Origin of the sequence: Acinetobacter brisouii CIP 110357, assembly GCF_000488275.1 — a bacterium.
GTDB lineage: Bacteria > Pseudomonadota > Gammaproteobacteria > Pseudomonadales > Moraxellaceae > Acinetobacter > Acinetobacter brisouii.
In genome coordinates this window covers 452,013-470,103 of record NZ_KI530763.1, presented here as the reverse complement: position 1 = coordinate 470,103, position 18,091 = coordinate 452,013, and the positions used below count along the sequence as shown (strand labels likewise).

At 41.2% G+C, this 18,091-nt stretch carries 19 protein-coding genes; 7 read left to right on the top strand and 12 right to left on the bottom strand.

The genetic code is table 11. From position 1 onward, the window contains the following. The first annotated feature begins 53 nt into the window (after positions 1–53). Positions 54–752 carry a DsbC family protein gene (locus P255_RS13080; protein ID WP_004902950.1) on the top strand — a complete coding sequence of 233 codons (699 nt, stop codon included), beginning with the start codon at positions 54–56 and terminating at the stop codon, positions 750–752. A gap of 59 nt (positions 753–811) precedes the next feature. Here the strand turns inward: P255_RS13080 and P255_RS13075 are convergent, their stop codons facing one another. From P255_RS13075 to P255_RS13060, 4 genes are all read right to left on the bottom strand, one after another. Further along, positions 812–1,063: a GlsB/YeaQ/YmgE family stress response membrane protein gene (locus P255_RS13075; RefSeq protein WP_004749237.1), complete on the bottom strand. Its 252-nt coding sequence runs from the start codon at positions 1,061–1,063 to the stop codon at positions 812–814. 145 nt (positions 1,064–1,208) lie between these two features. Next, positions 1,209–1,736, bottom strand: a complete 528-nt coding sequence (gene hpt, locus P255_RS13070) for a hypoxanthine phosphoribosyltransferase (protein WP_004902949.1) — start codon at positions 1,734–1,736, stop codon at positions 1,209–1,211. Between the two features lie 190 nt (positions 1,737–1,926). Then, positions 1,927–3,240: a guanine deaminase gene (gene guaD, locus P255_RS13065; RefSeq protein ID WP_004902948.1), complete on the bottom strand. Its 1,314-nt coding sequence runs from the start codon at positions 3,238–3,240 to the stop codon at positions 1,927–1,929. A 204-nt stretch (positions 3,241–3,444) separates the two neighbouring features. Continuing rightward, on the bottom strand, positions 3,445–4,404 hold the full coding sequence (locus P255_RS13060) for a TerC family protein (RefSeq protein ID WP_004902947.1): 960 nt from the start codon (positions 4,402–4,404) through the stop codon (positions 3,445–3,447). A 344-nt stretch (positions 4,405–4,748) separates the two neighbouring features. On the opposite strand from P255_RS13060, the gene P255_RS13055 reads away from it, so the two are divergent. Next, positions 4,749–5,270 (top strand): DUF1543 domain-containing protein, encoded by a 522-nt coding sequence (locus P255_RS13055; protein ID WP_004902946.1) that lies wholly within the window; start codon positions 4,749–4,751, stop codon positions 5,268–5,270. 150 nt (positions 5,271–5,420) lie between these two features. Here P255_RS13055 and P255_RS13050 read toward each other — a convergent pair whose 3' ends face one another. The 3 genes from P255_RS13050 to P255_RS13040 all read right to left on the bottom strand — a co-directional run bounded on the left by P255_RS13050 (position 5,421) and on the right by P255_RS13040 (position 8,186). Then, on the bottom strand, positions 5,421–6,017 hold the full coding sequence (locus P255_RS13050; protein WP_035365593.1) for an undecaprenyl-diphosphatase: 597 nt from the start codon (positions 6,015–6,017) through the stop codon (positions 5,421–5,423). A 178-nt stretch (positions 6,018–6,195) separates the two neighbouring features. Further along, positions 6,196–7,563: a UDP-N-acetylmuramate:L-alanyl-gamma-D-glutamyl-meso-diaminopimelate ligase gene (mpl, locus tag P255_RS13045; RefSeq protein WP_004902942.1), complete on the bottom strand. Its 1,368-nt coding sequence runs from the start codon at positions 7,561–7,563 to the stop codon at positions 6,196–6,198. A gap of 137 nt (positions 7,564–7,700) precedes the next feature. Beyond that, on the bottom strand, positions 7,701–8,186 hold the full coding sequence (locus P255_RS13040; protein WP_228127519.1) for a phosphatase PAP2 family protein: 486 nt from the start codon (positions 8,184–8,186) through the stop codon (positions 7,701–7,703). A 263-nt stretch (positions 8,187–8,449) separates the two neighbouring features. Here P255_RS13040 and P255_RS13035 point away from each other — a divergent pair, with 263 nt between their 5' ends. From P255_RS13035 to P255_RS13020, 4 genes are all read left to right on the top strand, one after another. Next, on the top strand, positions 8,450–8,794 hold the full coding sequence (locus P255_RS13035; RefSeq protein ID WP_004749247.1) for a DMT family protein: 345 nt from the start codon (positions 8,450–8,452) through the stop codon (positions 8,792–8,794). Between the two features lie 138 nt (positions 8,795–8,932). Next, positions 8,933–9,448 (top strand): 5-(carboxyamino)imidazole ribonucleotide mutase, encoded by a 516-nt coding sequence (purE, locus tag P255_RS13030; RefSeq protein WP_004902938.1) that lies wholly within the window; start codon positions 8,933–8,935, stop codon positions 9,446–9,448. A gap of 13 nt (positions 9,449–9,461) precedes the next feature. Then, the gene (locus tag P255_RS13025; protein WP_004902935.1) at positions 9,462–10,583 is read left to right on the top strand and encodes a 5-(carboxyamino)imidazole ribonucleotide synthase; all 1,122 of its coding nucleotides are present in this window, start codon (positions 9,462–9,464) and stop codon (positions 10,581–10,583) included. Positions 10,584–11,110: 527 nt separating this feature from the next. Beyond that, positions 11,111–12,424, top strand: coding sequence for a lytic murein transglycosylase (locus P255_RS13020; RefSeq protein WP_004902933.1), 1,314 nt, complete (start codon positions 11,111–11,113; stop codon positions 12,422–12,424). A 56-nt stretch (positions 12,425–12,480) separates the two neighbouring features. On the opposite strand, the gene P255_RS13015 is transcribed toward P255_RS13020, so the two are convergent. The 5 genes from P255_RS13015 to grpE form a co-directional block, all read right to left on the bottom strand. Then, the gene (locus P255_RS13015) at positions 12,481–12,855 is read right to left on the bottom strand and encodes a hypothetical protein (RefSeq protein WP_004902930.1); all 375 of its coding nucleotides are present in this window, start codon (positions 12,853–12,855) and stop codon (positions 12,481–12,483) included. A gap of 66 nt (positions 12,856–12,921) precedes the next feature. Then, positions 12,922–13,872, bottom strand: a complete 951-nt coding sequence (locus P255_RS13010; protein WP_004902928.1) for a M57 family metalloprotease — start codon at positions 13,870–13,872, stop codon at positions 12,922–12,924. A 56-nt stretch (positions 13,873–13,928) separates the two neighbouring features. Further along, the gene (locus tag P255_RS13005; protein WP_228130669.1) at positions 13,929–14,459 is read right to left on the bottom strand and encodes an FUSC family protein; all 531 of its coding nucleotides are present in this window, start codon (positions 14,457–14,459) and stop codon (positions 13,929–13,931) included. A gap of 140 nt (positions 14,460–14,599) precedes the next feature. Further along, complete coding sequence (gene dnaK, locus P255_RS13000) at positions 14,600–16,549, bottom strand: molecular chaperone DnaK (RefSeq protein WP_004902925.1); 1,950 nt, start codon at positions 16,547–16,549, stop codon at positions 14,600–14,602. A gap of 120 nt (positions 16,550–16,669) precedes the next feature. After that, positions 16,670–17,203, bottom strand: a complete 534-nt coding sequence (gene grpE, locus P255_RS12995; RefSeq protein ID WP_004902922.1) for a nucleotide exchange factor GrpE — start codon at positions 17,201–17,203, stop codon at positions 16,670–16,672. A 646-nt stretch (positions 17,204–17,849) separates the two neighbouring features. Between grpE and P255_RS12990 the strand changes: the two genes are divergently transcribed. Further along, positions 17,850–18,086 (top strand): hypothetical protein, encoded by a 237-nt coding sequence (locus P255_RS12990; RefSeq protein ID WP_004902918.1) that lies wholly within the window; start codon positions 17,850–17,852, stop codon positions 18,084–18,086. The last annotated feature ends 5 nt before the right edge of the window (positions 18,087–18,091 follow it).

Genomic DNA, 18,091 nt, shown 5'->3' with positions numbered 1-18,091 from the left:
GCAAGAAAAGCTGATCCGTTAAAATCAGCTTTTCTTGAGGGTGTTTATTTACAATGAAAAAATTGAGTCTTTTACTGTTGGCTTGGTGTTGTTCGAGTCTTGCCGTTGCTGATGTTGCCAGTTTAAATAGCCAGCTCAAGCGCCAATATCCCAATCTGAATTTTCAGAATATCGCAGCGACTGAAGTGCATGGTATTTATAGTGCGACTCTGGATAAACAAATTGTATATTTAGATGAAGCTGGACAGCACGTCATGCTCGGGAGCATGATTCGCCTCAAAGACCAGAAAAACCTGACTCAGAATTTAGTCATACAAAACAATCAGGTGGACTGGCGTAGCCTTCCCTTACAAGACGCATTAAAACAGGTTAAAGGCAACGGGCAGCATCAACTGGCAATTTTTGTTGATCCGAATTGTCCTTATTGCAAAAAACTGGAAAAAGAACTCGATAAACTCAATAATGTGACGATCTATCGTTTCTTGTATCCGATTCGTCCACAATCGATTGTTCCATCAAAACAAGTCTGGTGTAGTCCAAACCGTAACTATGCCTGGGATAATTTGATGGGGCGTGGCTTAATGCCAACAGCAAGCTCGACTTGTGCCAATCCGATTCAGCGTAATTTGCAGTTGGGTCAAAAACTCAAAATTGAAGGCACACCTGGGCTTATTTTTGCCAACGGTTATCGTGCGTTAGGTTATACGTCTGCTGAGCAGATTCAGGCATTTTGGCAGCAAAATGGCTTATAAGTCATACATAATAAAATAACATAGCACTCACGGGCGCTATGTTATGTCCGTTTTGGCTTTTAGGTATTTTTACGGATAAAGTTATAAATAATTAAAATGACAATCGCACCAATTACTGAGGCAATAAACCCTGCCGATGAGTGTGCGCCATAAAAACCGAGCATGCGTCCACCATAAGTGGCGATGACTGAACCTGCAATGCCTAACAAGGTGGTGACAATAAAGCCCGCTTGGTCATTGCCAGGATATAAAGCACGTGCAATCAAACCCGCAATAAAACCAATAATAATCACAACAATCAGATGCCACATGCTGTTGCTCCTTCATTTTGTTATATCAATACTATAAAAATAGTGTGCAAGATCAATATGACAGGAAATAGCAGATTATTGCGAATTCTCGTTATATTTTGTTATAAAAAAAGTGGTGTCCTGCACCACTTTTTGATTTTCAAGCTTACAGACCAATTTCACCAATAAATGGTAAGTGGCGATATTTTTGATCATAGTCTAAACCATAACCAACAATAAATTTATCTTCGACTTCAAAGCCCAAAAACTTCACATCAAGCTCAATTTCACGGCGTGAAGGTTTGCTGACCAAGGTACAGAGTTGAATCGAGTTCGGAGTACGAGTTTGCAATATTTCTAGCACTTTGCTTAAGGTATTGCCTGAGTCGATAATGTCTTCAACCACAAGCACATCTTTACCGCGAATTTCACCATCAAGATCTTTGAGAATTTTCACATCGCGTGATGAGACTGTTCCGCCACCGTAGCTAGAAACCGTCATAAAGTCGAGCTCATGTGCTTTGGAAATTTGACGGCACAAATCTGCCATAAAAATGACGGAACCACGTAGGAGTCCAATCAATACCAGTTCTTTATCACTATGGGCATAGTGAGCATTGATCTGTTCACCTAGCTCTTTGACTTTGGCTTGAATAGCCGCTTCAGAAATCATTACGCTCAATTGCACAGTCATGGACAGCTACCTAAAAACATCAGTATGTAAAAAGAAAAAAGGTGTTGACCTGCAACACCTCGAATTCATGAGTTAATGCCAAAATTTTAAAACAATTTCAGGTTTCCTGCATCTGTTCTTGCCCAACAAAATGTAAGCGGCTGATTTTTGTGTTTGATTTTATTAAAAAAATCGATCTAAAAATCCAGTTTTATTTGCTAAATTTACGTTGTCCGTACACGTAAGTTGCATGGATACTGCGGTCATCTCCCATGGTAAAGAGTGCAAATAAACTGTCTTCAATCGATTTGGCGCGAGACTGGCGCAGACTTTGTAATGCTGTGGCATTTAAGTCCAGTACCACAAAGTCAGCTTCTTTACCGATGTTAAAATTGCCGAGTTTATCCTGTAAATCCAGCGCTTTTGCTCCACCTAGTGTGGCATGATAGAGCGATTCAAATGCTGAGAGTTTGTTGCCTTGTAGCTGCTGAACTTTGTAGGCTTCATTCAGTGTTTGTAGCTGACTGAAGGATGTTCCTGCACCAATGTCTGTGCCGAGTCCGACTTTGACCTGTTTTTCCCATGTTTTATTCAGTGGGAATAAACCGCTGCCCAAGAACAGATTTGAGGTTGGGCAAAACGCAATTGCAGAGTCTGTGTCATGCATGCGGTTCCATTCTTCATCTTCCAGATGCACGCAATGCGCAAACACCGAACGCTGACCTGTCAAGCCATAATGATGATAAACATCCAGATATCCCTGACGTTCAGGAAACAGCGATTTTACCCATGCGATTTCATCCTTGTTTTCACTCAAATGCGTATGCACATAGACATCAGGGAATTCCTGTTTTAACTGCCCTGCTTTTTCCAGTTGTTCTGGTGTTGACGTTGGTGCAAAGCGTGGCGTAATCGCATATAGCGCACGCCCCTGCCCATGCCATTTCTCGATTAAGGCTTTGGAGTCCTGATAACTGCTGTCTGCGGTATCGCACAGATCATCAGGTGCATGGCGATCCATCATCACCTTGCCTGCAATCAGGCGCATATTGAAATTGGCAGCTGCTTCAAACAAGGCATTGACGGATTCGGGATGCACGGTACAAAAAACCAGTGCCGTGGTGGTGCCGTTTTTGAGTAATTCCTGAATAAAGAAATGCGCAATATGCTCGGCATAATTACGATCTTTAAACTGTAGTTCGGTTGGGAATGTATAGGTGTTTAACCAACTTAAAAGCTGTTCGCCGTATGCACCGACCATTTCGGTTTGTGGATAGTGAATGTGCGTGTCGATAAAACCTGGCACAATTAATTGTTCAGGGTAATGCTGAATTTCGACCTGTTTCGGTAAGTGCGCTTGGGCATCTTGCCACGTGCCAAACCATTTGATTTTTCCATGCTCACTGATCAGCACGCCATCTTCTAGATAACGAACTTGTTCAGCAATTTCAGATGGGTGTTGAACCAGTTGTTGGATATCTAAGAAACGACCACGAATGACGCTGATAGGAGAACAATTTGACATGGAAAACCTGCTTTTTACTTTTTTCGAGTGATTGTAACGCATTTGTACAATAACTTGAAAACCTGATTATAGTGTCATCAAAAATGGGAATTGTTGCGACCCTGAAAATTGGGCTTTTAAGCCTTTTATTGAAGCAAAAATTGTTCCATTTCAATTAGATTTATGGGGCAATAAGATGAAATTCACCTGATCGCCCGATTAAAATTAAGAGCCTACTTTGATCTGTTTCTCATGACGTAGTGATAGTAATGCGGTGATTGCGAGCACTAAAACGATAAAACCTAGTGAAATCCAGATTGGTAAGTGTATTACATCGAGCAGCAGCATTTTGCCCCCAATAAATAACAGGATAATCCCCAAGCCGTAGGGTAAATAATGCATTTTCTCTGCTGCACCTGCCAGCAGGAAAAACATGGCGCGTAAACCCAGAATCGCCATCAGGTTTGCACTCAGTACAATAAATGGATCACTGGTGACGGCGAAAATTGCAGGAATGGAATCGACTGCAAAAATCACATCGGAAAACTCAACCAGAATCAGCACTACAAATAATGGCGTGATCCAGCGTTTACCTTGTTCATAAACTACAAAGTGATTGTCACGTAGCGTTGAGGTAATTGGAACGTGCTTACGGAGCCACTTGAGTAAGCGCATGTCTTCAATGTTGGCATCTTCATCTTGTCCTTTGAGGAATTTAAAGCCTGTATAAACCAAAAATGCACCAAAGATATAGAGAATCCATGCAAACTCTTGCACCAGCCATGCACCAATAAAAATAAATACAGTACGCAATACAATCGCACCCAGTACGCCGTAGAGCAGCACTTTGCGTTGCAGTGTCGGTGGAATGGCAAATGCCGAGAAAATCATCAACCAGACAAAGACATTGTCAATTGCGAGCGATTTTTCCAGTAAGTAACCTGAAAGGTATTCTAGAGTTTTTTGATTGGCGATCGCTACAGAAGTAGTCTGCTCTAAGTACAGCCATAACCCGCCTGCAAACAGTATGGCCACCGACACCCACGCGATACTCCAGTAGGCTGCCTGCCTGAGAGGAACATGGTCAGATTTGTTGTTTTTAAAGCCGATAAAATCAATCATCAGCATAATGGCCACAATGCCAAAAAATGCCAGATAGAGTCCGAGACTACCAATAGATTGCATGAGTTATTCTCCTCATCATCTGGCGGCTGTCTCGTTTTCTTACATAAAAAAACCTTGACCTGCTGCCAGATGAAAAAACATCTGTGTCAACATGATCAAGGTCTTGCCTACACCATACAGGGCATGGTGCTCAGATACCGACTTTTTGCAAAGTGTATTGACGATACCTGACACATAACATTTTGCTATGATGCAATTGCTACGTTTGGAGGAGGCTACTCCCCTTGTCAAACTTAATTTTGCATTAGGGATTGAACTTTATTCATCCTAATGTTTGAGTAGCATGCCATAGTTTTTCTCGATGTGCAATTTGTACGCAGTATCGACATGTAAGGGATGAAATCATGACAGAACAACAATTATTTATTGTGTTGCTGGGTGGAAAGCACGCACAGGCACGCGTCGAAGTCCATGATATTATCCCCGTGATTTATCCCCAGCTTGAAAAAAGTTATCCACAGTTGAAGCAACGCTGGTTTGGTGTACCTCAGGGTTTGCATATTGATGCATGGATGTGTATTCGTGGGGTGCAGTACCAAGGAGTGAATTATCGGGTTGAAATCGTGCCTTACTCTAAGCCGATGCGTAGCCAGTTAAAACTCTATCTGATCAATCTCGGGGCATATCTGACAGGTGAATTTGGTGAATTTCATCGCTATGTTGTGGTCGCGGGAATGAGCCCTGCCGATGCCCGACAGCAAGGTAAATTACACATTGAACAGCACTGGCATAAAGCCCATACCGATGCTGTGATTGATATTGATGAGTGTCTGGCTTTAGATTTAATCGATGGCTATGCCGTCCATCTGGTACAGGGTAATTTCAAAGAGAATCATTTTGAAAATACCTATATTGTTTTAGATTGAAATCTTTCAATAAATTGTCATACGACTGAAACGATTTTGTCATTTTGATATTTTAGATTAAAAAGAAAAAATCCAGAAAAAAGCAAGGCGCTGATTGGGAGAGTCAGTGCCTTGCTTTTTTATTTTGAAAACCTTGAAGGATGCATCAGGTTATTTCACCCAGCCTCGATTGAGCAATGGTTTGCAGACAATTTGGTAGAGTTGGGTAATGAACTGTAGGATGCGTTCTCCAATCATTTTCCATAACCAAATTCCGAAAATATTGACCATGAGTGCGATACAAAAGGCACCGAGCATGTCCATTGGGAAATGTACACCTAAATACACCCGTGACCACGCCACTAAAGCAGCCAGTACTAACAATAAACTGCCCGCAAACTTACGTCCAGAAAACCAGTAGGACAATGCAATCGTGCTAAAAATCAGCATGTGATCACTTGGAAAAGACGCATCTGGTGCATGCTCAATAAAAGTATGTCCAACACCGATCATGAAAGGTCTTGGATGGAAGTAAAACTGGGAAATAATAAAACCAGTACCAAGTGCAATTGCTGTAAAAAATACCGCTTTAAACGCGCGCTCTTTGAGCGCTTGATCGCCTAAAAACCATAAAAACAGTAAAAATAAAATGAGTAAATAAAACGTATCATTGGCAATAAAAATTGCCAGATCAATCATGGTATTACTGGCATGTTGCGGTGCATTGATTTTCGCGAACCACGCTAAATTGAGCGCTTCTAGAGACATGCTCATATATCAGGCCTCAAATTAAATTGCGCTATGATAAAGACATGACCTTAAGAGAAAGAAATAGAAAAGTTACAGTTTTGTAATTTTTAATGATGATGCACTACGTATAGATTTGATAGCTCATCAGCCAAAAGCAGCATCTTGAGATCCTGCTTTTGACTCAAAATATTGTGGATTATTTGGCTTTTAAAGCCGCAATCAGTTTTTGGTGCAACCCGCCAAAACCACCATTTGACATAATGACCACTGCATCGCCCTCACCTGCTTGCTGACAAATTGTGGCAATGATTTGTTCTAAAGAACGTGCAACAACAGCATGGTTTGGTGCAGCATCCACTACAGGCTGTAAATCCCAGTCCAGACCTTCAGGTTGATACCAGATCACTGCATCGGCTAAACGTGCAGACTGAGCCAGTTGATCTTTATGACTGCCCATACGCATGGTGTTGGAACGTGGTTCAATAATTGCCCAGAGTTTACGTTCGCCCAAACGCTTGCGTGCGCCGTCCAGTGTGGTTTCAATCGCTGTTGGGTGATGGGCAAAGTCATCATAAACTTCGATACCCTGTACCGTATCGAGTAGTTCCATACGGCGCTTGACCCCGCCAAAACAAGACAATGCTGCACAGGCTTGTTCAATCGAGACACCGACATGTTCCGCAGCAGCAATGGTGGCTAAAGCATTGGCAACACTATGCTGTCCTGTCATGTTCCATTGTACTTCAGCTTTCAATTCACCATGTTGCAGTACTTTAAAATGACTACCATCGGCTGAAATCAGTTCGGCAGAAAGCTCGGCTTGCTCATTGGCTGCAAGGCTGGTACGCACCACAGGTGTCCAGCAGCCCATGTCCAGTACAGTATCAATATTGGTCTCGGTGATTGGCGCAATGATACGTCCTTCACTTGGAATGGTACGGACTAAGTGATGGAACTGCTTTTGAATCGCGGCCAAATCATCAAAAATATCGGCATGGTCAAATTCAAGGTTATTTAAAATTGCAGTTTTTGGGTGGTAATGCACGAACTTGGAACGCTTGTCGAAAAATGCCGAATCGTATTCATCGGCTTCGACACAGAAGTATTTGCCACCGCCCAAACGCGCACTTTGACTAAAACCTAACGGCACACCACCAATCAGGAAACCTGGATTTAAACCTGCCTGATCCAGTACCCACGCTAGCATGGTCGTGGTGGTAGTTTTACCATGAGTCCCTGCAACACCGAGGACATGTTTACCTTGCAAAACATGATCTGCTAGAAACTGTGGGCCCGAAATATACGGTAAGCCCGCATTCAGCATGTATTCAACAGCATCAATGCCGCGTTTCATGGCATTACCGACAATCACCAAATCGGGATGTGGCTGTAAATGGCTACGGTCATAGCCTTGCATCAAAGTAATGCCTGCATTTTCCAGTTGAGTTGACATGGGCGGGTAAACATTTTGGTCTGACCCTGTAACGGTATGCCCAAGATCGCGGGCTAAAAGTGCCAATGACCCCATAAAAGTGCCGCAAATACCCAAAATATGCAGATGCATAACTCGCCTACTCCACTGTTTCCGATATGCTGAATCGTGTGTTTATTTGAAATTATTGGCAACCATAGCAAGGCTGTATTTGAAAAGATAGTCAAAAAACGTGAGAACTTGTATGGGTTTGCCATGAGGATTGGACTTTAGCCAATCCAGCGTGGATATTTTTTGAGAGCTTGATACGCTACAAAATTTAAGCCCAGTGCAATCAGCAAAGCCCCCAAAATATCAAAGGGAAAATGCACACCCAGATAAATCCGTGACCAGCCAACAGCGAGTGCTGCTAGCAACAGGCCACAGCCAATCCAGAATTTGGATGAAAAACAGTAAGCAAAGGCAATCGTGCTCATCACCAGCATATGGCTACTTGGAAATGAGTTGTTATTTGAATGTTTGATGTGGTTTTGACTTAAACCAAGCGTAAATGGGCGTGGAAAATCAAAAGTATGATCAAAGATATAATTTAAAAGAGAGGCGCAAAGAGTCAGTACCAACGCTTTAAGAAACAGGATGGGATAGCTTTTTCTAAGTGCCATACTAAACAGCAAAATGACCGCTAAAATTGTGGTGAGATAATGTGAGAAAAACAAGGCAGCGCTTAAAGCAAATTCAGAATGACGTCCCGTCATATAAATTATTTTAAATAAATCATAATTAAGTTGTGTCAGGTTCAACATTTTTCGGCAATGACCCAATAAATTTTCTGTGTGCATTTTAAGGGATTTATCAGGATGATGCTTTAAACAAAAATCCTATAAAGATCTTTCTTTTATAACATGCTGATTTTAATATTTTTAAATGTATTTCAAGCATCTTGATGCGCTGAGAAATCATGACATGATTTTGGTAAAACTATAATATAAATCAGAATCATTTATTTGGAATTGACATTTTGATCACGCCTTTACCCTTTATTTTGCTGATTATTTCCAACTGTTTCATGACATTGGCATGGTATGGGCATTTGAAATTTTTACATGCTGCTCCGCTTTGGAAAGCCATTTTATTTGGTTGGTGTATTGCCTTCCTCGAATATAGTTTCATGATTCCTGCCACGCGCTTATTTGCCCAGCAAGGCTTTAGCATGGGCGAAATGAAAATTACCCAAGAAGTCGTGACTTTACTGGTGTTTGTGCCCTTCATGCTGTTTTTATTTAAACAACCTTTCAAACTGGATTATCTCTGGGCGGGATGTTGCCTGCTCGGCTGTGTGTATTTTGTGTTTCGTAGCCAATAATCTGCAAATTCGTGGTGAAGCGATGAGTATTTTTGGAGAGGATGAAAAAAACCGCTATACTAGAGTGCCCTAATATTTATGCAATGCACTTCTTGGCTTTGCTAAGCGCATTGATCTACTTACGCTTTGGAAATATCAATGAATACGGTCGCAGCTCCAGACGCTCAACCTTTAGTCGGAATTATTATGGGTTCTCAATCTGATTGGGCAACCTTAGAACACACTGCCAATATGCTAAAACAGCTTGGTGTCCCTTTTGAAGCTGAAGTAGTTTCTGCACACCGTACTCCAGATCGTTTGTTTGAATATGCCGAAACCGCGCGCGAACGCGGTATTCAAGTGATTATTGCTGGTGCTGGCGGCGCAGCGCATTTACCTGGTATGTGTGCGGCGAAAACGGATTTACCTGTTTTAGGTGTTCCAGTCAAATCATCGATTTTAAATGGTGTCGACTCTCTCCTTTCGATCGTACAAATGCCAGCAGGTATTGCGGTAGGTACTTTGGCGATTGGCCCTGCAGGTGCAACCAATGCCGCGATTATGGCAGCACAAATTTTAGGTTTGACGCGTGCTGACATCGCTAAAAATGTCACAGCTTTCCGTGAAGCACAAACTGCTAAAGTTGCCAACAACAACATTCCAGGTCAGGTATAAACGAGATTTGATCATGAACAAAACCATCGGAATTTTTGGTGGTGGTCAACTGGGTCGTATGATGGCTCAAGCTGCGTTACCACTAAATATCCAATGTACTTTCTTTGAAGCCAGTACCGATTGCCCATCTGCTGTGTTGGGTCAGGTGATTTCAAGTCAGGCAGAAAACGGTTTGCAGCAATTTATTGACAGTGCAGATGTTTTTAGTCTGGAATTTGAAAATACACCATTGGCTGATGTCGACGTGTTGACGCAAAGCAAACAATTGCATCCACCGCGTCAGGCGTTGGCAATTGCACAAAACCGCTTGCTTGAAAAAGCCTTGTTTGATCAGTTGAGTATTCCAGTTGCACCTTATCGTGCTGTGGATAGCCTTGAGAGCCTAAAACAGGCTGTGACTGACTTGGGTTTGCCAATTGTCCTGAAAACTGCGACAGGCGGTTATGATGGTAAAGGTCAGTTTGTCTTGCGCTCTGAAGATCAGATCGATACCGCATGGGCAGAACTCGGCCCTGCAAAAAGCCTGATCGCTGAAAGCTTTGTAAAATTCTCGCGCGAAGTTTCAATTATTGCGGTACGTGGGCAGAATGGTGAAGTCAAAACTTGGGCGCTAGCAGAAAACCATCACCATAACGGCATCTTGTCACACTCGATTGTACCTGCGCCAAACAGTGCAGATTTGCAGCCTGTGGCACAGGACTATATTACCCGTTTGCTCAATCATTTGAATTATGTCGGTGTGTTGACGCTTGAACTGTTCGTGACAGAACAAGGCCTATATGCCAATGAAATGGCGCCACGTGTGCATAACTCAGGACACTGGTCAATTGAAGGTGCAGTCTGCTCACAGTTTGAAAACCACATTCGCGCCGTTGCGGGCTTGCCACTCGGTTCAACAGATGTTGTTCGTCCAACGGTGATGATTAATATCATCGGTCAGCATCCAAAAACCGAAGATGTGTTGGCATTAGATGGTGCGCATCTGCATTTGTATAACAAAACTGAACGTCAAGGTCGTAAGCTTGGACACATTACTTTAATGCCAGTCGATGCTGCGCAATTAACGACTTTATGTCGTCAATTGGCGAAAATCTTGCCTGAACCACTGGCATTAACTCAAGATATGAACATCTGAAGCTAGATTGTTGTTAAAAAAAGCGTTTGTCTCGGCAAGCGCTTTTTTTTTGACAATTTCTCAGGCAAGATAGCCGCCGTTTTAAATTCAAAATGATTGAGGCTGTGGATAAATCCACACACTGGAAAATTAAATTTGAATTTAAAGTTTTGAATTTAAAAAGTTGGTTTGAATTCAAATTTAAAAAAATGAATTCAAAAAATCATAACTGCTGTAGCTCAACATGCAAAACTATCAATTTTTAAAATACAATTAATTTTAATTTTTAAAAACAGTGACTTGTTTTATTTTTGTGGATAAGTTAAAAGATATCCACATTCTCATTTTATGAATTTTATCTTCATTTCCCTTATTGTAAAAATGAATTCATTTGTTTTGAATTTAAAAATTTGAATTTAAATTCAAAACGCAGAAATGCTGTGAAATTGCGAGTATTTGTACATTTGAATTTAAATTGCATCGTCATTTTTTTGGGATAATGATATGTTAGGGTGATTATTTGAATTCAAAATGGCGAGCAAGATCATATGCGTCCTTTTCCTTTTCTTGTCGGTAGTCTTTTTCTAGCAACAACTCATACTCATGCAGAATTAATCATTAATGGTGTGAGTGATACAGACAAGAGCCATCACACAACAATCATCAGTAGTTCTCCGCAATTTTCTCCACCCAATGCTTTTGGCCAAGATCAATTTCAGCAATGCTTAGCAAACTTGCGTTCTCAAGCTCAGGCAGCTGGTGTGAATGCTGAAACTTATAATCAGTACACCCAGCACTTAACACCTGATCGCTCAGTATTAGAAAAACTTAACTACCAACCAGAATTTTCAACGCCGATTTGGGATTATTTGTCTGGGTTAGTCGATGATGAACGTGTCCAGCAAGGGCAACAGAAAATTGCTCAGTATCGTGAAGTTTTAAACCGTGCTTCACAAGTTTATGGTGTGCCTGTCGAAACGATTGTGGCGGTATGGGGTGTGGAAAGTAATTATGGGGATATTTCAGGAAAATATCCGCTCTTACAGGCATTGGGAACTTTAAGCTGCGAAGGACGCCGTCAAAGTTATTTTCGGGGTGAGTTTTTTGCTGCCATGCGTATCTTGCAACGTGGTGATTTATCCCTAGATCAGTTAAAAGGTTCATGGGCAGGAGCTTTTGGGCATACTCAGTTTATGCCTGTAACTTATGAGCGTTTAGCCGTTGATTTTGATGGAGATGGCCGCCGTGATTTAGTATCGAGTGTGCCTGATGCTTTGGCATCTACAGCCAATTTCTTGAAAAAAGCAGGCTGGCAAACAGGTTTGCCGTGGGGCTTTGAAGTCAAATTACCAGCAGGGATGTCGATTGTAGGTGAAAGTCGACGCAATAAAAAACCACTCAGTTACTGGCTTTCACGCGGGGTAGTCCGTGCCGATGGTTCTGCTTTAATTCAGGGAAATTTGAGTGATACAACGTCTGCAGGTTTAATGACACCTACAGACACAAATGGCCCAGCGTTTTTAGTGTTTAAAAACTTTGATGCAATTTATAGTTATAACGCTTCGGAAAGTTATGCCTTGGCAATTGCGCATTTATCGGATCGGTTACAAGGGCAGGGCGAGTTTAGAACTGCTTGGCCAACTGATGATGCAGGCACATCACGTGCAGAGCGTCGTGAAATTCAGCAGATGCTTTTAAACAAGGGTTATGACATTGGTAACCCAGATGGCTTGATTGGGGATAAAACCCGTCAGGCAATTCAACAGGAACAACAGCGTTTGGGCTTGCCAGCTACAGGTCGGGCAGGGCAAAAAATTTTACAGGCACTGCGCCAACAACAAGCTGTTAAAATGATGCAATAATTCAGCAGTAGCATTGAAAAAGGTCTGAAAGTTCAGACCTTTTTCAAGAATCATGCTTAAAAACTCTCACGATCAATTTTGACTGCATCGAGAACATCAAAAATCACTTTTGTCACATCTTGACTCAGTTCACGATCATTAAAAATTTCGTGCGCGGTAATTGTGACATCCGTATCGCTCGGTAATTCTTTTTGCTCTTCTTCAATCAGGTATTCAATCGGCATTTTGGTCTGTTTAATTTCAAGATGCAAAATATCGTCAAATGGAATATTTTCGTCCTCAAATTCGATCATTTGTTTATTGAAATAAGGCAGCAGTAGCCCATGCAGATAAGGGGTAAGCTCTTCAATATTAAAGATTTCAATATCACGTGTTTCTTCAATTGTGCTGATGTGATCATTCACTTCGACAATAATATGATAATAACTCACGCTGATCTCCATCGAATTTAAGGTATCTCGCATAACCATAGCATGAAATTCGCTTGCATCATGGCGTTATGGATTGAATTTATCCAAAAACTTTTTCCAAGAAGAATTTTGTTGCAATAGCAAGCGGTCATCTATAGTCAGCTGGAAATTATGCATATTCTGATCTTTTAATATAGGGTACATCAAGGCATGCGAATTGACTTCGGTATGGGCTAAACCTAAGGCATGTCCCAGCTCGTGTGCAATCACCAGACGTAAATCATCCTGATTTTCAAATTCATAAATATTAATGCTGCGTCCATTAAAAAGCCCTTTATCAAAGGCACGTGCTGCATAGTGCTGATTATAAGTCTGGATAGACTGGTTAATTTGTTGAGTGGTCTGATTATAGTTTTGTACTTGGGCATTTGATTGTTGTACCAGTTGGTTATATTGAGCCATTGCCTGATTTAGTTCAGCTTTGAGTTGTTCAAGATGCTGTTTCTGATGATCAAATTGTTGTTTTAGTTCAAGGTTTGCACCGCCATGAGTATTGACCATTTCCACAATAGAATTGTACTGATTGAGTTCATGCTGAAAGATATCTTGCTTGAGCTGAATGGCTTGTTGTGCACGTAAAATTTCAGCTTTATGACCATCAATTTGTTGCTGCTGCTGTTGTTGCTGGTTTTGAGTCTGCTCAATCTGTTGCAGCTCACTGAGACGCTGTGTGGTATTGACCTGACGCTGATCATAAATAAAGTTAATTTGCAGGCGGGCATGTGGGTCGTAAACTAACCAGTCTTTTCCCGTACCTTGTTGCCAGATATGGGATGCTTGCTCGGCGAGTTGTTGTAATTCACTGCGGGATAATTCAAAGCGCGGATCGACGTCACCAATCCGATAATGTAGGCGTGTATCAAAAGGGTGAAAAAGCTGGGTTGAAATCGGGTTCAACCTGACTTGTGGATATTGCATGTGTTGATAGAACAAGAGTGCAACCCACAAAGCGATCAGCAATAAACTTCCTGTTTTCATTGTATATTTAGCCCTGTCAGTTTTATTTTTTGTTGCAATAAATTGATCAGTTATTCTCAGTCTTGGCTTTTATAAAATAGCCATTTTTGTTCAATCTGGCGGCTAATGAAATCAACCAGATAAGCAATTAAACATCCAATAATACAAAAGAAAATTCGCGATAATGCACCTTCAATCGTGTGATGTGCCACATCATAAATCGTCACGATTAAAAAACTCGACAAGGCAATCCCGCAATATTCACTGTGATTGAGCATAATGCAGAGCAGGGTGGTCACAAAAATACCCAAAATCAGAAACCAGTACTCGAGATTAATATAGTACAGATGATGAGCTGACACATGGGTCATGAATACCCAGATCACAATTCCAATGATCGAGCCGATGACGTTACCAATAATCTGGTTAAAGTTTACTTTACTTTGCCTGCTAAATTGTAAAGTCGAAAAAGCAGTCAGTGATGCCCAAACAAAAAAATTGCTGGTTTTATCCTTGTCAAAAATGATAGAGAGTAGGGTGATAATCACAGCACAGCTCAAAATCTTGCTGATATACATCACTTTTTCAGACTGGAGCAGCAGCATCATTTTCATGTCAAGTAGATCGGACATAGAGGTGCTGAGCATTATAAACAGACGATGTTATAAAATCTGTACCTGTTTGAGTACATGTAATGCCGATATAAAAAAACCGCGCTTGCGCGCGGTTTTTTAGTTAAAGCGACAAATTATTTTTTGTCATCTTTTACTTCAGTGAATTCAGCATCAACAACGCCATCATCAGCTTTTTGTTGTTGCGCACCTGCATTACCACCTTGGAATGCATTTGGATCAAAACCTTGCGCACCACCTTCAGCACCTTGCGCTTGTTCATAAGCACGTTGTGTGATTGGCATCAAGATGTTTTGAAGCGCTTCAGTTTTTGCTTTGATCACTTCAACGTCATTTTCTTTGGTTGCTGCTTCAAGTTCAGAAACTGCTGTAGTCACCGCTGTTTTTTCATCTTCAGTGACTTTGTCACCTAAATCTTTTACAGCTTTGTTTGAGCTTGCAACCAAAGCATCAGCTTCGTTACGTGCTTTCGCTAGCTCTTCAAATTTACGGTCTTCTTCAGCATTTGCTTCAGCATCTTTGATCATTGCTTCGATTTCAGCATCAGACAAACCAGAGTTGGCTTTAATCTGGATCGATTGCTCTTTACCAGTGCTCTTGTCTTTTGCAGAAACTTTCAAGATACCATCAGCATTAATGTCAAACGATACTTCAATTTGTGGCACACCGCGTGGCGCAGGAGGGATGTCACCCAACTGGAAGTTACCTAGCAATTTGTTTTGCTGTGCAATTTTACGCTCACCTTGGTAAACCGAAATATCTACTGCAGGCTGGTTGTCCGCAGCTGTAGAGAACACTTGAGATTTCTTCGCAGGAATCGTCGTGTTTTTCTCAATGATCGGAGTTAATACGCCGCCCATTGTTTCGATACCAAGTGTCAACGGAGTCACGTCAAGAAGCAATACGTCAGTTTTATCACCAGACAATACCGCACCTTGAATTGCTGCACCGATTGCAACTGCTTCATCAGGGTTTACATCTTTACGTGGTTCTTTACCAAAGAATTCTTGGACTTTTTGCTGAACCATTGGCATACGTGTTTGACCACCGACCAAGATCACGTCAGAAATATCTGAAGTTGATAAGCCTGCATCTTTTAGTGCAACGCGACATGGTTCAATGGTGCGTGCAACCAAATCACCAACCAATGCTTCAAGTTTCGCACGAGTCACGTTGATCACTAAGTGCTTAGGACCAGTTGCATCAGCAGTGATGTATGGCAAGTTGATTTCAGTTGCGTTAGAAGAAGAAAGCTCGATTTTTGCTTTTTCAGCAGCTTCTTTCAAACGTTGTAACGCAAGTGGATCATTTTTCAAGTTCACACTTTGTTCTTTCTTGAATTCTTCAACCAAGAACTCGATCAATGCATTATCAAAGTCTTCACCACCAAGGAATGTGTCACCATTGGTTGACAATACTTCGATTTGTTGGTCGCCATCAAGGTCTGCGATTTCAATGATTGATACGTCGAATGTACCACCACCCAAGTCGTAAACTGCAACTTTACGGTCGCCTTCTTTTTTGTCCATACCGAACGCAAGTGCCGCAGCCGTTGGTTCGTTGATGATACGTTTAACGTCTAAACCTGCAATTTTACCCGCATCTTTAGTTGCTTGACGCTGTGCATCGTTAAAGTAAGCAGGAACAGTAATTACCGCTTCAGTAACGGTTTCACCCAAGTAGTCTTCTGCAGTTTTCTTCATCTTTTTCAAGATTTCAGCAGAGATTTGTTGTGGTGCTAATTTCTTGTCGTTGACTTCAACCCAAGCATCGCCATTGTCTGCTTTGATGATTTTATACGGTACAAGACCAATGTCTTTTTGAACCGCTTGATCTTCATAACGACGACCAATTAAACGCTTAATCGCGAATAATGTGTTTTTCGGGTTAGTCACTGCTTGACGTTTTGCAGATTGACCAACCAAGATTTCGCCATCTTTGTACGCAATAATCGATGGGGTAGTGCGCGCACCTTCAGCGTTTTCAATAACTTTTACTTTGTCGCCTTCAAGTACTGCAACACATGAGTTGGTTGTACCCAAGTCAATACCAATGATTTTAGCCATTTATGTGTTCCTCAAAAATTTTTTTGCAATTGTTTATGCTTGTTATTCGATATGAGAGTGAATCCATTTTTTTCAAGCAATTTTTGTGAAAAAAATTGGAAAACCCTCCAAATTGTAGGCTTATTGACCAACTGTGACCATTGCAGGGCGCAATAGACGACCAGAAAGGGTGTAGCCTTTTTGCAACACGTTACCAATTTCGCCTGCTTTGGCATTTGGGTCGATTCCCACCGCCTGATGCAAATCGGCATTGAAGCCGTTAGCCGTATCAACAGCCAGAACTTCAAATTTTTCAAGTGCGTGGGTGAGTGATTTTAACGTCAGTTTAACCCCTTCAAGAAGCGGACTTTCTTCATCACCTGCCGCCTGAATGGCGCGTTCTAGGTTATCGACAGAATCAAGCAAGCTTTTTGCAAATTTTTCAACAGCAAATTTTTTCGCTGCATCTGCTTCGCGTTCAACCCGTTCCTTGACTTTTTCTGCTTCATATACGGCATTGGCAGCACGCGCTTTTTCAAGTTTCAAACTTTCTTCAAGTTTTGCAATCTGAGCTGTTAAATCTTCAACGGTCACTTCTGCATTTGGTTGTGCTTCAGCTTGCTCAAGTTGTTCTTGCTCTAGGTCTTGAGTTTGGTCATTGTGCTCATTCGCCATTGATGATCTCCGCTTAAAAAGGTTTTTAAACATGTACAGTCCTTCGGCATCAGTGGTGCAACTGCATAAATTCTGAACTGCCATGGTTTGGGTTTTCTTTTGCTGTTAGAGAAATATGGGCTGTACAGGAAAATTCAAGCACTCAGTTTGATTTAAAGCTTTTAATTTTACAGATTGAAGAAAATGACAGGTTTTTTATCCCTTATATCCATTAATTATAGTGTTGTGGATTTGCACTGATGTTGTCAGAGGTAGGAAAGTTACATCATAAAAACATAATGTCATGGCGATCTTTTAGATCAATATCAAACCCGCCATTATGTGAAAATTATTCTCAAAAACTGTTAAAACTACGTTGTTTTTTTATAAAAGAAAATTTGAAAAAAATTAAGATTGAAACTGAAATCTCTCGTGCCGAATTCTGTTAAATATGAATGTAGTAATCTTACGCTTGGGAAGCGTCAATACTCGGTTACAATGTAGCGAAGTCGAGGCTAAATAACATAAGCGACCAATAACTATAAAGGTTATTAAAAAAACATAGCATTTAAAGCGTATTTTCCATTTTTAAACTTCGCCATGATGCAACAGCTCGTTTACGAGTTTTTCTTTTGAAGTTTTTTAATTTTTAAATACGAGAGTGAAGATGAAAAAATTAGCAATATTCTCATTAACCGCTGCAGGGTTTACATTTTCAGCTGTGGGCTGTGCTTCACATGAAGTAAAACCAGATGCACCAACAACGACTGAAACATCTCCAATGAATGCTTCAGCCGATAATCAAACACCGAACTCGGTTGCTTCAGATTCAGCAAGTACTGATGCCAGTATGCAGCAAACATTAACTCCAGCGAGCAATACACCTGCAACCAACATGCAATAATTCAG